Source organism: Enterobacter sp. K510 (genome assembly GCF_055804875.1).
In genome coordinates, this window is sequence record NZ_JBNRLQ010000013.1 from 81,359 (window position 1) to 94,358 (window position 13,000).

A 13,000-nucleotide genomic window follows, 5' to 3' on the forward strand; every position below is an offset into this window, starting at 1 on the left:
TTAAAAGTAAAACAAATGCCAGCTTTCGCTAACCACAGCGAGTAATATTCTGTAAAAATGTTGGGTTCAGGGTGCGACAACGCGAAATGCTTACCCCTAACAAGGCTAAAAGGATCAGTAAATGAGCCAGACTGTGGCGAATTTAGTCGATGTCCGAGGCGTCAGCTTCTCACGGGGCAGCCGGACCATCTTCGACAATATTTCGCTGACGGTCCCGCGCGGAAAGATCACCGCGATCATGGGTCCGTCAGGGATCGGTAAGACAACGCTGCTTCGCCTCATTGGCGGTCAGATCCCGCCGGATGCCGGTGAGATCTTATTTGATGGCGAAAACGTGCCGGAGATGTCCCGCACCAGGCTCTACACCGTGCGCAAAAGAATGAGCATGCTGTTTCAGTCCGGGGCGCTGTTCACCGATATGACCGTTTTTGATAACGTCGCCTATCCGTTGCGTGAACACACGCCTTTGCCTGCGCCCTTGCTGAAAAGCACGGTGATGATGAAGCTGGAAGCCGTCGGGCTTCGCGGCGCGGCTAAACTGATGCCGTCTGAACTGTCGGGCGGCATGGCGCGTCGCGCGGCGCTGGCGCGGGCCATCGCGCTGGAACCCGATCTGATCATGTTTGATGAGCCTTTTGTCGGCCAGGATCCCATCACCATGGGCGTGCTGGTAAAGCTGATTTCAGAACTGAACAGTACGCTGGGCGTCACCTGTATCGTCGTCTCCCATGACGTACCGGAAGTGCTGAGCATCGCGGATTACGCCTATATTGTGGCGGACAAAAAAATCGTTGCCCATGGCAGCGCGCAAGGATTGCAGGAGAATGCCGATCCCCGGGTGCGTCAGTTCCTGGATGGCATTGCGGATGGGCCGGTACCTTTCCGTTTTCCTGCTGGCGATTATCTTCACGATTTATTAGGAACAGGGAGTTAATCCACTCATGCTGTTAAATTCACTGGCTTCCCTCGGACAGCGCGGCATCAGTATGCTCGCCACGTTCGGGCGCGCCGGGTTGATGTTATTCAATGCGCTGGTCGGTAAACCCGAGTTTCGCAAGCATGCGCCGCTGCTGGTTCGCCAGCTTTATAACGTGGGCGTGCTGTCGATGCTGATCATCATCGTGTCCGGTTTTTTTATCGGCATGGTGCTGGGGTTGCAGGGCTACCTGGTGCTGACCACGTATAGCGCGGAAACCAGTCTCGGTATGCTGGTGTCCCTTTCGCTGCTGCGTGAACTCGGGCCGGTCGTCGCCGCGCTGCTGTTCGCTGGCAGGGCCGGTTCTGCGCTGACCGCTGAAATCGGGCTGATGCGCGCTACCGAACAGCTTTCCAGTATGGAAATGATGGCCGTCGATCCGCTGCGGCGGGTGATTTCACCGCGCTTCTGGGCGGGGGTGATCTCGCTGCCGTTGCTGACGATTATTTTCGTCGCCGTCGGCATCTGGGGCGGCTCGCTGGTGGGCGTCAACTGGAAAGGCATTGATGCCGGCTTCTTCTGGTCAGCAATGCAAAACGCCGTCGACCTGCGTCTGGATCTGGTTAACTGTCTGATTAAGAGTGTGGTGTTCGCCATTTCGGTAACCTGGATTGCATTATTCAATGGTTATGATGCAATTCCGACCTCAGCAGGGATTAGCCGGGCTACTACACGTACCGTTGTGCACTCATCGTTGACCGTTCTTGGCCTCGATTTTGTGCTCACCGCACTGATGTTTGGGAATTGAGTGATGCAAACGAAAAAAAGTGAAATTTGGGTTGGCGTGTTTTTGCTGATCGCCATGCTGGCGGCGCTGTTTGTTTGTCTGAAAGCGGCGGATGTGACCTCTTTGCGCAGTGAACCGACGTACCGTATTTATGCCACTTTCGATAACATCGGCGGCTTAAAAATGAACTCCCCGGTGCGTATCGGCGGCGTTGTCGTTGGACGGGTTGCGGATATTACCCTTGACCAGAAAACCTATCTGCCCCGCGTGTCGCTGGATATTGAAGAGCGCTACAACCAGATCCCGGACACCAGCTCGCTGGCGATCCGCACCTCTGGCTTGCTGGGCGAGCAATATCTGGCATTAAACGTCGGCTTTGACGACCCGGAGCTGGGGTCTTCTATGCTTAAAGAAGGCAGTACGATCCAGGACACCAAATCGGCCATGGTGCTTGAGGATCTGATCGGACAATTCCTTTACAACAGCAAAGGAAACGATAATAAGCCATCAGAGGATGCGCCAACGCCAGATGCCGCTAATACTGATGCAACGGCACCTGCTGGCCCGACGATTCATTGAGGAGAATTAACGCATGTTTAAACGACTTTTAATGGTAGCAATGCTGGTGATTGCCCCGCTGACTGCCGCCACTGCGGCGGACCAGAGCAATCCTTACAACATGATGCAGGAAGCGGCGAAAAAGACCTTCGATCGCCTCAAAAACGAACAGTCGCAAATCCGTTCCAATCCGGATTACCTGCGTCAGATCGTCGATCAGGAGCTGCTGCCCTATGTGCAGGTGAAATATGCCGGCGCGCTGGTGCTGGGTCGCTATTACAAAGAGGCTACCCCGGCGCAACGTGACGCCTACTTTGCTGCGTTCCGTGAATATCTGAAGCAGGCCTATGGCCAGGCGCTGGCGATGTACCACGGTCAGAGCTATCAGATTGCCCCGGAAAAACCGCTGGGCGATGCGACTATCGTGCCGATCCGCGTCACCATCATCGATCCAAACGGTCGTCCGCCGGTGCGTCTGGATTTCCAGTGGCGTAAAAACAGCCAATCCGGTAACTGGCAGGCATATGACATGATCGCCGAAGGCGTCAGCATGATCACCACCAAACAGAACGAGTGGAGCGATCTGCTGCGTACCAAAGGTATTGATGGCCTGACCGCGCAGTTGCAGTCGATCTCTCGTCAGAAGATCACCCTGCAAGAGAACAAATAATGGCGCAGCATCTCAGCTGGACACGTGACGGCGAGCGCCTTGCATTGCAGGGCGAGCTTGATCAGGACGTGCTTAACCCGCTCTGGGATGCGCGAGCTGAGGCGCTGCAGGGCGTGACTGTCATCGATCTTACCGCGCTTACGCGGGTGGATACCGCTGGCGTCGCCCTGCTGGTGCACTTCATCGCCCTGGTCAAAAAACAGGGCAGGGCGGTGAAACTGGAAGGCGTCAGCGATAACGTCCTGACATTAGCGCAACTTTATAATTTGCCTGCCGACGCCCTGCCTCACTAATATTTTCAGTACGTTACTACCCGTAGCCTCGCGAGATTTTTTAGCGAGGCTTTTTGCTTATTTAAGACAGCGCCACTTTCCTCTAAAATGTTGGACTGTTTTCATTCTCGGACAATAGTAGATCCCATGGAAAATCATGAAATTCAGAGCGTGCTGATCAATGCACTCTCACTCCAGGAAGCCCACGTCACCGGCGATGGCAGTCACTTTCAGGTTATTGCTGTGGGTGAAATTTTTGACGGCATGAGCCGGGTCAAGAAGCAGCAAGCTGTTTATGGCCCGCTGATGGAATACATTGCGGACAACCGCATCCATGCCGTCTCGATCAAAGCGTATACCCCGGCTGAATGGGCGCGCGATCGTAAACTTAACGGTTTTTGAGCTGCCGGTTACGCACCGTCAGCATTTGTGAATTCTTAACAGAGAACAGATGAATGGATAAGTTTCGTGTACAGGGGCCAACGCGGCTTCAGGGCGAAGTGACAATTTCCGGCGCGAAAAACGCGGCCCTGCCAATTCTTTTCGCCGCTTTGCTGGCCGAAGAGCCTGTTGAAATCCGTAACGTTCCGAAACTGAAAGATATTGATACCACCATGAAGCTGCTCAGCCAGCTGGGCATGAAAGTGGATCGCAACGGCTCCGTGTGGATCGATGCCCGTGACGTCAATATCTTCTGCGCGCCTTACGATCTGGTGAAAACCATGCGCGCTTCTATCTGGGCGCTTGGCCCGCTGGTGGCGCGTTTTGGTCAGGGTCAGGTTTCCCTGCCGGGCGGCTGTGCGATTGGCGCGCGTCCGGTTGACCTGCACATCAGCGGCCTTGAGCAGCTGGGCGCGCAGATCAAACTGGAAGAAGGTTACGTTAAAGCGTCTGTGGATGGTCGCCTGAAGGGCGCGCATATCGTGATGGACAAGGTCAGCGTCGGCGCGACCGTCACTATCATGTCCGCCGCTACCCTGGCAGAAGGCACCACCATTATCGAAAACGCGGCCCGTGAGCCGGAGATCGTCGATACGGCGAACTTCCTCAATACGCTGGGCGCGAAGATCACCGGCATGGGTACCGACAAGATCACCATCGAAGGCGTTGAACGTCTTGGCGGCGGCGTCTACAGCGTGCTGCCTGACCGTATCGAAACCGGTACTTTCCTGGTGGCGGCAGCCATTTCCGGCGGCAAAATTGTTTGTCATAAAGCGCAGCCGGATACGCTGGATGCGGTACTGGCGAAACTGCGTGAAGCGGGTGCCGATATCGAAGTGGGCGAAGACTGGATCAGCCTCGACATGCACGGCAAACGTCCGAAAGCGGTTAACGTGCGTACCGCGCCGCACCCGGCTTTCCCGACTGACATGCAGGCGCAGTTCACGCTGCTGAACCTGGTGGCGGAAGGGACGGGCGTGATCATCGAAACGATCTTCGAAAACCGTTTCATGCACATTCCTGAGCTGATCCGTATGGGCGCGCACGCCGAGATCGAAAGCAACACCGCGATCTGCCATGGTGTGGAAACCCTGTCGGGCGCGCAGGTGATGGCGACCGATTTGCGTGCGTCCGCAAGCCTGGTACTGGCGGGTTGTATCGCAGAGGGCACCACCATCGTCGACCGTATTTATCATATCGACCGTGGTTACGAGCGTATTGAAGACAAACTGCGTGCGCTCGGTGCGAACATTGAGCGCATAAAAGGCGAATAAGCTAAGCGGTAATGCAACCCCCTGTACGCAGGGGGTTGTTGCATTGTAGATGGCGTACAGCCGCTATTTATGCTTCTGCTGGCGCATCATGCTGGTGCGATCGATAAACTCATGGGTGACCGGATCGTGGTAACGCGACGGCCAGATAATCCAGGGATCCGTGTCCAGCGCCTTCGCAATGATCCATTCCCCTTTCGGCCATGAGCGCGTCAGCGCATTTGCCAGCGTCGATGAACTTAGCCCGTTCCGGCGCGACTCCGCGGCCAGCGACGTCCCTTTCTTACGCAATCCGGCGATGATATCGGCAGGATGCCAGTCGATAAATTTATTTTCCATCACTCCTCCCTGCGGTTGAATTATGCGCGGCTTATCCTGATGCGCCGCAGCAATTCACTATACTCCTTGCGACGTGTTGTTCTAAAAAGTTCATGTAAACGAAAGTGCAATTCAGAATTTATTAAGGTCGAAATAGCAGGATATAAGCGCTTATCGGGAAGGTAGTGAAAACTTATAAGAACTTATTAGAATCTTTCCGCGCATGACGCGGAAAGATATCGGCAGGATTAACGATCGCGCTGAACGGCGATGTGGGCGAGGCCAATAAGCGCATCGCGCCACGGCGTATCAGGCAATACCTGCAAGGCATGAATGGCCTTGTCGGCTTCTTCTTCGGCGCGACGACGCGTCCATTCCAGCGAACCGCAATCGGCCATGGCTTCCAGAACCGGCTCTAAAAGATGCCGTCCGTTGCCCTGTTCGATGGCTTCGCGGATCATCTGCGCCTGTTGCGGCGTACCGTTACGCATTGCGTGTAACAGCGGCAGGGTCGGTTTACCTTCGTTGAGATCGTCGCCGACGTTTTTGCCTAAGGTTTCCCCGTCGGCGCTGTAATCAAGCAGATCGTCAATGAGCTGGAACGCGGTGCCCAGATAGCGGCCGTAATCCTGCAGCCCTTTTTCCTGCGCGGCGCTACAGTCTGCGAGAATGCCGGAGCACTGCGCGGCCGCTTCAAACAGACGCGCGGTTTTGCTGTAGATCACCCGCATGTAGTTTTCTTCGGTGATGTTCGGATCGTTAACGTTCATCAGTTGCAGCACTTCGCCTTCGGCAATGACGTTTACCGCTTCCGACATTACCTCCAGTACCTTCAGCGAGCCTAAGCTGGTCATCATCTGGAAGGAGCGCGTATAGATAAAATCGCCCACCAGCACACTGGCAGCATTGCCAAAAGCCGCGTTAGCCGTGGCTTTGCCGCGGCGCATATCTGACTCGTCTACCACGTCATCATGCAGCAGCGTGGCGGTGTGGATAAATTCGATTAATGCTGCGAGGGTGATGTGCGCATTTCCGTCATAGCCAATAGCCCGTGCGGCAAGCACCGCGATCATCGGACGGATGCGTTTACCGCCGCCGCTGACGATGTAGTAACCCAACTGGTTGATCAACTGGACATCGGAGTTGAGCTGTTGAAGGATAGTCGCATTCACACCCGCCATATCTTGCGCGGTTAACTCATTGATTTTTTCTAAATTCATCGCTAATGCCGGGCTTAAAGTCCTGTTTACCACATATCAAAATGGGATAACGAAGGGTTACGGGTTAGAATAGTATCGTCGATTGTACTGAAAAAACCCGCCAGATAAACGTTACCATACACGTTGTGTTTTTTTTCTTCGCGGATTGATGATCACTCTTGTCAAAGCTTCGCGTTTTGCGTAATATTCGCGCCCTATTGTGAATATTTATAGCGCACTCTGAATCACACAAAAGGTGCGCGGAAGCGGAGTTTTTTATGTACGCGGTTTTCCAAAGTGGTGGTAAACAACACCGAGTAAGCGAAGGTCAGACCATTCGCCTGGAAAAGCTGGACATCGCAACTGGCGAAACTATCGAGTTCGCTGAAGTTCTGATGATCGCAAACGGTGAAGAAGTCAAAATCGGCGTTCCTTTCGTTGATGGCGGCGTTATCAAAGCTGAAATCGTTGCTCACGGTCGTGGCGAGAAAATTAAGATTGTTAAGTTTCGTCGTCGTAAACACTACCGTAAGCAGCAAGGCCATCGTCAGTGGTTCACTGATGTTAAAATCACTGGCATCAGCGCTTAAGACTAGGGGAGCAGATTTAAATGGCACACAAAAAGGCTGGCGGCTCAACTCGTAACGGTCGCGATTCAGAAGCTAAACGTCTGGGCGTAAAACGCTTTGGCGGAGAAGCAGTACTGGCAGGTAGCATCATCGTTCGTCAACGTGGTACTAAATTCCACGCTGGCAGCAACGTTGGTTGTGGCCGTGACCACACTCTGTTCGCTTTGACTGACGGTAAAGTTAAGTTCGAAGTTAAAGGCCCGAAAAACCGTAAGTTCATCAGCATCGTTGCTGAATAAGTTTTTCGCGTCCCGGTAACGGATGAAAGCCCCGCAACACGTTGCGGGGCTTTTTACATTCGACGTCCGGAAAAATCTCTTGTAGGGAAAACGGGCAATGAAGCAGCAGGCAGGCATTGGAATTCTTTTGGCGCTGACGACAGCCATGTGCTGGGGTGCATTGCCAATCGCAATGAAGCAGGTGCTGGAAGTGATGGAACCACCTACTATCGTGTTCTATCGCTTTTTAATGGCAGCTATTGGTCTTGGCCTGATTCTGGCCGTTAAAGGCAAACTGCCGCCGATGCGCATTTTTCGGCAGCCCCGCTGGCTGGTGTTGCTTGCCATTGCTACCGGGGGCTTATTCGGGAATTTCATTCTCTTCAGCTCTTCTCTACAATATTTGACCCCAACGGCATCACAGGTGATTGGACAGCTCTCACCGGTGGGCATGATGGTCGCCAGCGTGTTCATTCTTAAAGAGAAGATGCGCGGCACACAGATCATAGGGGCGATAATGCTGCTTTGCGGACTGGTGATGTTTTTCAACACCAGCCTGGTGGAGATCTTCACCCGCCTTACCGATTACACCTGGGGTGTGATCTTCGGCGTGGGAGCGGCAACGGTCTGGGTAAGCTATGGCGTCGCGCAAAAAGTATTATTGCGTCGTCTGGCCTCACAGCAGATCCTCTTTTTGCTGTACACTTTATGTACAATAGCTTTGTTGCCGCTGGCGAAACCGGCCATGATCGCCGAACTCAGCCAATGGCAACTGGCGTGCCTGGTGTTTTGCGGGCTGAATACGCTGGTCGGTTATGGCGCGCTGGCGGAAGCCATGGCGCGCTGGCAGGCGGCGCAGGTGAGCGCGTTAATCACGTTGACGCCGCTGTTTACACTATTGTTTTCAGATTTATTATCACAGGCCTGGCCCGATGTCTTCGCCAGACCGATGTTAAACCTTTTAGGTTATCTCGGTGCGTTTGTCGTGGTTGCGGGCGCGATGTATTCCGCCATAGGCCATCGCCTGTGGGGACGTCTGCGCAAGCGTGAAGTGGTTGTCACTTTACCCCGCTCAGGCGAATGAGTAACGGAGAGTAAAATGAAGTTTGTTGATGAAGCGACGATCCTGGTCGTGGCAGGTGATGGCGGTAACGGTTGTGTAAGCTTCCGCCGTGAAAAATATATTCCCCGTGGCGGCCCTGACGGCGGCGACGGTGGTGACGGTGGCGATGTCTGGCTGGAAGCGGACGAAAACCTGAATACCCTTATCGATTACCGCTTTGAAAAATCTTTCCGCGCTGAGCGTGGTCAGAATGGTCAAAGCCGTGACTGTACCGGTAAGCGCGGTAAAGACACCTGCGTTAAGGTGCCGATCGGTACGCGTGTTATCGATCAGGGCACCGGCGAAACCATGGGCGACATGACCAAACACGGTCAGCGTCTGATGGTGGCTAAAGGCGGCTGGCACGGTCTGGGTAACACCCGTTTTAAATCGTCCGTCAACCGTACGCCGCGTCAGAAGACCATGGGGACGCCTGGCGAAAAGCGTGACATTCAGCTGGAGCTGATGCTGCTGGCTGACGTGGGGATGCTGGGGATGCCGAACGCCGGTAAATCCACCTTTATCCGCGCTGTATCTGCGGCGAAGCCGAAGGTCGCGGATTATCCGTTTACCACCCTGGTGCCAAGCCTTGGCGTGGTGCGTATGGATAACGAGAAGAGCTTTGTGGTGGCAGACATCCCGGGCCTTATCGAAGGGGCGGCGGAAGGCGCCGGTCTGGGTATTCGCTTCCTGAAGCACCTTGAGCGTTGCCGCGTACTGCTTCACCTCATCGACATCGATCCGATCGATGGTTCCGATCCGGCGGAAAACGCGCGCATCATCACTGGCGAGCTGGAAAAATACAGTGAAAATCTGGCCAGTAAGCCGCGCTGGCTGGTCTTTAACAAGATCGACATGATGGACAAAGCGCAGGCCGAAGAAAAAGCGAAAGCTATCGCCGAAGCTCTGGGCTGGGAAGATAAGTATTACCTGATTTCCGCCGCCACCCAGCAGGGCGTTAAAGACCTGTGCTGGGATGTGATGACCTTCATCATCGAGAACCCAATCGTTCACGCTGAAGAAGAGAAGCAGCCAGAGAAAGTCGAATTCATGTGGGATGATTATCATCGCCAGCAGCTGGAAGAAGCGGAAGCTGAAGAAGACGACGAAGACTGGGATGACGACTGGGATGAAGAAGACGACGAAGGCGTTGAGTTCATCTACAAGCGTTAATCCAGACTAACGCTCTGCCAGCCAAAAGCCCGGTACGCATAACGCGACCGGGCTTTTTGTTTAGTTGTTCTGGTAAATATCTTTATACAGACGGCTTTCAAACCGCACCAGCGGAATGCGGCGGTTACGCTGATCGGCAGGCTCAACGGCATAGCCGGACAGATACTGCACGAACGCCATCCGCTGACCGCTGGCGGTGGTAATAAAGCCCGCCAGATTGTAGACGCCCTGCAGAGAGCCGGTCTTCGCCGATACTTTACCGTCCACGCCTGCGGCATGCAGACCCGCGCGGTACTGCAACGAGCCGTCGTAGCCCGCCAGCGGCAGCATCGAGATAAAGTTAAGCTCGGTATCATGCTGAGCAATATATTGCAGCACCTGCATCATGGTGGCGGGAGAAATCAGGTTATGACGCGACAGGCCAGAGCCATCCACCACAATGCTGTTCCCCAAATCGACGCCCGCCTGCTGGCGGAGGATCTGCCGTACCGCGTCAGCGCCGGCGCGCCAGGTGCCCGGCACGCCAAAACGCGCATGGCCGATAGTGCGGAACACCGTGTCGGCGATCATATTGTCGGATTTTTTCAGCATGATCTTCAGCAGATCGTGCAGGGGAGCCGACTGCTTGCTGGCGATCACCGTGCCCGGTTCATTGACCAGCGTTTGACGCAGCAGGGTGCCGCTATAGGTGATCCCCGCCTGTTTCAATTCATCTTTGATAATGGCGCCGGCATAGCTTGCGCCGTCCTGAATGGCGAACGCCAGCGGCAGGGGGTCAGCACGCTGCGTCATACAGCCTGTCAGCGTGAAACGGTTTAAGTCACCCGGAACCACATCCAGCTCGCAGTACTGGCCCTCAGCGCTGCCACGGGCCAGCGTACGCACCTGGCTGAACATGTTCACGGGGTAATAGGAGGCGACGCGGATAAATGCCAGATCATTGGCTTTCTGAGCGCTGTAGAGAGAAACCGAGAAACAGTTACGGTCGACAATGGCGGCCGCTGGCGGGGCACTGAAGCATTGCGTCATGTCATTCCATGGCCAGCCGGGTGCTTTGTCATGACTGGCGAAAATGGAGGTATCGATAAGCACGTTGCCCGCGATTTCACGCACGCCTGCTTTTTTCAGAACCGCCACCATATTGCGAATATCCTGACGTTTTAACGTCGGATCGCCCCCAAAGCGCGCCGTCAGATCGCCTTGTAAGACGCCGTTTTCAATCGGGGCTTTGCTTTCAAGCGTGGTCGTGAAGCGGTAATCAGGGCCAAGTTGCAGCAGAGCGGCAAGGGCGGTGATCACTTTCTGCGTACTGGCGGGAAGGGCCATCTGCTGGCTGTGATAATCAATATCCGGTGCCTGAGCGCCAATCTTCTGCACCATCAGGGCGAGGTTCGCGCCGGCAGGCAACTGATTGATGTACTCGTCGACATTCGCCGCCTGAACATTCATCGCTATACTGGTGGTCAATCCGATGACAAATCTGGAAAATCGCATAATCTCGCGCTAACAACCTGGAAACAGGCCGTCATACTACGGTGCATCGCCCTTGAAAGTAAACGATGACCCATAGTGAACTTCGCGGTAAAATGCGTATCAAATTGAAAAATTGCTTCTGACCTGGGGCTGTGACTCCGGGTCAGTTTTCTTTTGCTTCTGGTCCGGGAACCCGATGAAAAACGGGCGGGCTTAGCTGCCGGGGCGGGACACCGCTCCCTACAGGAATGTTCAAGAGGTATAACAAATGCAAGCTATTCCGATGACCTTACGCGGTGCCGAAAAACTGCGCGAAGAGCTGGATTTTCTCAAGTCCGTACGCCGTCCTGAAATTATCGCGGCCATCGCCGATGCCCGTGAACATGGCGATCTGAAAGAAAACGCCGAGTACCATGCCGCCCGTGAACAGCAGGGCTTCTGCGAAGGCCGTATCGCTGATATCGAAGCGAAGCTGTCCAACGCGCAGGTGATCGACATTGCTAAAATCCCGAACAACGGGCGTGTGATTTTTGGCTGTACGGTAACCGTGCTGAACCTCGACAACGACGAAGAGCAGACCTACCGCATCGTGGGCGATGACGAGGCTGATTTTAAGCAGAATCTGATTTCTGTGAATTCGCCTATCGCCCGTGGCCTGGTGGGTAAAGAGCAGGACGATGTCGTGGTCATCAAGACGCCGGGCGGCGAAGTTGAATTCGAAATCATCAAAGTGGAATATCTTTGATTAGGTTACAATGTGTAATATGTTGACGCATTGTAAAGAAAAGAAAAAGGCCGCGAAGCGGCCTTTTAACAACACTCAGAGCGTGGCATTTTGCTCGTCTGCTTTTAGAAAACCCCTCGTTTTACACAGATTTTGTGTTTAACTCAGGATATTCTTAACGTGGCAGCGCGATTTTACGGTCTGCTGTTGGGCGATACAGAACCAGCGTTTTACCGATGACCTGTACATTACAGGCGCCGGTTTCACGAACAATGGCTTCCACGATCAACGTCTTGGTTTCGCGGTCTTCAGTCGCGATTTTAACCTTGATAAGCTCATGGTGTTGTAACGCATGTTCAATCTCGGCCAGTACCCCTTCGGTCAGACCATTGTTGCCAAGCTGTACTACTGGCTTGAGCGGATGTGCCAGACCTTTCAGGTGCTGTTTTTGTTTAGTACTCAGATTCATCGTATATTTTTGCTTACGTTGGGATTGAAAACGGTTCATTCTACCGCCATCTCCCTTATATCGCCAAATTGCCGTGTGGAAATTTACACCATCGGCTCACGATGAACCCAGATGGAATGTTAAATGACAGGTAAAAAGCGTTCTGCCAGCTCCAGTCGCTGGCTTCAGGAACACTTTAGCGATAAATATGTTCAAGCGGCACAGAAAAAAGGGTTACGTTCCCGTGCCTGGTTTAAACTTGATGAAATACAGCAAAGTGACAAACTTTTTAAGCCGGGGATGACAGTTGTTGACCTTGGCGCAGCACCTGGCGGCTGGTCACAGTATGTGGTAACACAGATTGGTGGCAAAGGCCGTATCATCGCATGTGATCTTTTACCTATGGATCCTATCGTTGGTGTGGACTTCCTTCAGGGCGATTTTCGTGATGAATTAGTCGTGAAAGCGTTACTTGATAGGGTAGGCGACAGTAAAGTCCAGGTCGTAATGTCAGATATGGCACCGAACATGAGCGGAACACCCGCGGTGGATATTCCCCGCGCCATGTATCTGGTGGAGCTGGCATTGCAGATGTGTCGGGACGTATTGGCACCTGGCGGCAGTTTTGTAGTGAAGGTGTTTCAGGGCGAAGGCTTCGATGAGTATCTAAGGGAAATTCGCTCCCTGTTTACGAAGGTTAAAGTTCGTAAGCCGGACTCTTCTCGTGCGCGTTCACGTGAAGTGTACATTGTAGCGACCGGGCTAAAATCATAACCCGTTGATTTCAGACAACCGTTTGAA

The 13,000-nt window shown here is 53.8% G+C and carries 17 protein-coding genes; 13 read left to right on the forward strand and 4 right to left on the reverse strand.

What is annotated here, in order from left to right; translation table 11 throughout:
- The first annotated feature begins 121 nt into the window (after positions 1-121).
- The 7 genes from mlaF to murA all read left to right on the forward strand — a co-directional run bounded on the left by mlaF (position 122) and on the right by murA (position 4,918).
- On the forward strand, positions 122-934 hold the full coding sequence (mlaF, locus tag ACQUTD_RS19615) for a phospholipid ABC transporter ATP-binding protein MlaF (RefSeq protein WP_072569571.1): 813 nt from the start codon (positions 122-124) through the stop codon (positions 932-934).
- Positions 935-941: 7 nt separating this feature from the next.
- Positions 942-1,724: a lipid asymmetry maintenance ABC transporter permease subunit MlaE gene (gene mlaE, locus ACQUTD_RS19620; RefSeq protein WP_072569572.1), complete on the forward strand. Its 783-nt coding sequence runs from the start codon at positions 942-944 to the stop codon at positions 1,722-1,724.
- A gap of 3 nt (positions 1,725-1,727) precedes the next feature.
- On the forward strand, positions 1,728-2,282 hold the full coding sequence (gene mlaD, locus ACQUTD_RS19625) for an outer membrane lipid asymmetry maintenance protein MlaD (protein WP_072569573.1): 555 nt from the start codon (positions 1,728-1,730) through the stop codon (positions 2,280-2,282).
- 13 nt (positions 2,283-2,295) lie between these two features.
- On the forward strand, positions 2,296-2,931 hold the full coding sequence (mlaC, locus tag ACQUTD_RS19630; protein WP_072569574.1) for a phospholipid-binding protein MlaC: 636 nt from the start codon (positions 2,296-2,298) through the stop codon (positions 2,929-2,931).
- Positions 2,931-3,224 (forward strand): lipid asymmetry maintenance protein MlaB, encoded by a 294-nt coding sequence (gene mlaB / locus ACQUTD_RS19635; protein WP_473274424.1) that lies wholly within the window; start codon positions 2,931-2,933, stop codon positions 3,222-3,224. Before mlaC ends, mlaB begins: the two co-directional genes overlap by 1 nt.
- A gap of 126 nt (positions 3,225-3,350) precedes the next feature.
- A complete protein-coding gene (ibaG, locus tag ACQUTD_RS19640) occupies positions 3,351-3,605 on the forward strand; it encodes a BolA family iron metabolism protein IbaG (protein WP_072569576.1) in 255 nt (84 codons plus the stop codon).
- Positions 3,606-3,658: 53 nt separating this feature from the next.
- Positions 3,659-4,918, forward strand: coding sequence for a UDP-N-acetylglucosamine 1-carboxyvinyltransferase (gene murA, locus ACQUTD_RS19645; RefSeq protein WP_072569577.1), 1,260 nt, complete (start codon positions 3,659-3,661; stop codon positions 4,916-4,918).
- A gap of 63 nt (positions 4,919-4,981) precedes the next feature.
- On the opposite strand, the gene sfsB is transcribed toward murA, so the two are convergent.
- Together sfsB and ispB are read right to left on the reverse strand one after the other, a co-directional pair.
- Positions 4,982-5,254 carry a DNA-binding transcriptional regulator SfsB gene (sfsB, locus tag ACQUTD_RS19650; RefSeq protein WP_072569578.1) on the reverse strand — a complete coding sequence of 91 codons (273 nt, stop codon included), beginning with the start codon at positions 5,252-5,254 and terminating at the stop codon, positions 4,982-4,984.
- Between the two features lie 227 nt (positions 5,255-5,481).
- Entirely contained in the window at positions 5,482-6,453 is a 972-nt protein-coding gene (ispB, locus tag ACQUTD_RS19655) for an octaprenyl diphosphate synthase (RefSeq protein ID WP_072569579.1), read from the reverse strand.
- A 257-nt stretch (positions 6,454-6,710) separates the two neighbouring features.
- Here ispB and rplU point away from each other — a divergent pair, with 257 nt between their 5' ends.
- The 4 genes from rplU to cgtA all read left to right on the forward strand — a co-directional run bounded on the left by rplU (position 6,711) and on the right by cgtA (position 9,554).
- On the forward strand, positions 6,711-7,022 hold the full coding sequence (gene rplU / locus ACQUTD_RS19660) for a 50S ribosomal protein L21 (protein WP_072569580.1): 312 nt from the start codon (positions 6,711-6,713) through the stop codon (positions 7,020-7,022).
- A 20-nt stretch (positions 7,023-7,042) separates the two neighbouring features.
- On the forward strand, positions 7,043-7,300 hold the full coding sequence (gene rpmA, locus ACQUTD_RS19665; RefSeq protein WP_017457338.1) for a 50S ribosomal protein L27: 258 nt from the start codon (positions 7,043-7,045) through the stop codon (positions 7,298-7,300).
- A 97-nt stretch (positions 7,301-7,397) separates the two neighbouring features.
- A complete protein-coding gene (locus ACQUTD_RS19670) occupies positions 7,398-8,363 on the forward strand; it encodes a DMT family transporter (RefSeq protein WP_072569581.1) in 966 nt (321 codons plus the stop codon).
- Positions 8,364-8,378: 15 nt separating this feature from the next.
- Positions 8,379-9,554, forward strand: a complete 1,176-nt coding sequence (gene cgtA / locus ACQUTD_RS19675) for an Obg family GTPase CgtA (RefSeq protein WP_072569582.1) — start codon at positions 8,379-8,381, stop codon at positions 9,552-9,554.
- 60 nt (positions 9,555-9,614) lie between these two features.
- Here the strand turns inward: cgtA and dacB are convergent, their stop codons facing one another.
- Complete coding sequence (gene dacB, locus ACQUTD_RS19680; protein ID WP_072569583.1) at positions 9,615-11,048, reverse strand: serine-type D-Ala-D-Ala carboxypeptidase; 1,434 nt, start codon at positions 11,046-11,048, stop codon at positions 9,615-9,617.
- 247 nt (positions 11,049-11,295) lie between these two features.
- On the opposite strand from dacB, the gene greA reads away from it, so the two are divergent.
- Positions 11,296-11,772: a transcription elongation factor GreA gene (gene greA, locus ACQUTD_RS19685; RefSeq protein ID WP_072569584.1), complete on the forward strand. Its 477-nt coding sequence runs from the start codon at positions 11,296-11,298 to the stop codon at positions 11,770-11,772.
- A gap of 154 nt (positions 11,773-11,926) precedes the next feature.
- Here the strand turns inward: greA and yhbY are convergent, their stop codons facing one another.
- The gene (gene yhbY, locus ACQUTD_RS19690) at positions 11,927-12,220 is read right to left on the reverse strand and encodes a ribosome assembly RNA-binding protein YhbY (protein ID WP_072569585.1); all 294 of its coding nucleotides are present in this window, start codon (positions 12,218-12,220) and stop codon (positions 11,927-11,929) included.
- Positions 12,221-12,343: 123 nt separating this feature from the next.
- On the opposite strand from yhbY, the gene rlmE reads away from it, so the two are divergent.
- Positions 12,344-12,973: a 23S rRNA (uridine(2552)-2'-O)-methyltransferase RlmE gene (gene rlmE / locus ACQUTD_RS19695; RefSeq protein WP_473274427.1), complete on the forward strand. Its 630-nt coding sequence runs from the start codon at positions 12,344-12,346 to the stop codon at positions 12,971-12,973.
- Positions 12,974-13,000 lie beyond the last annotated feature (27 nt).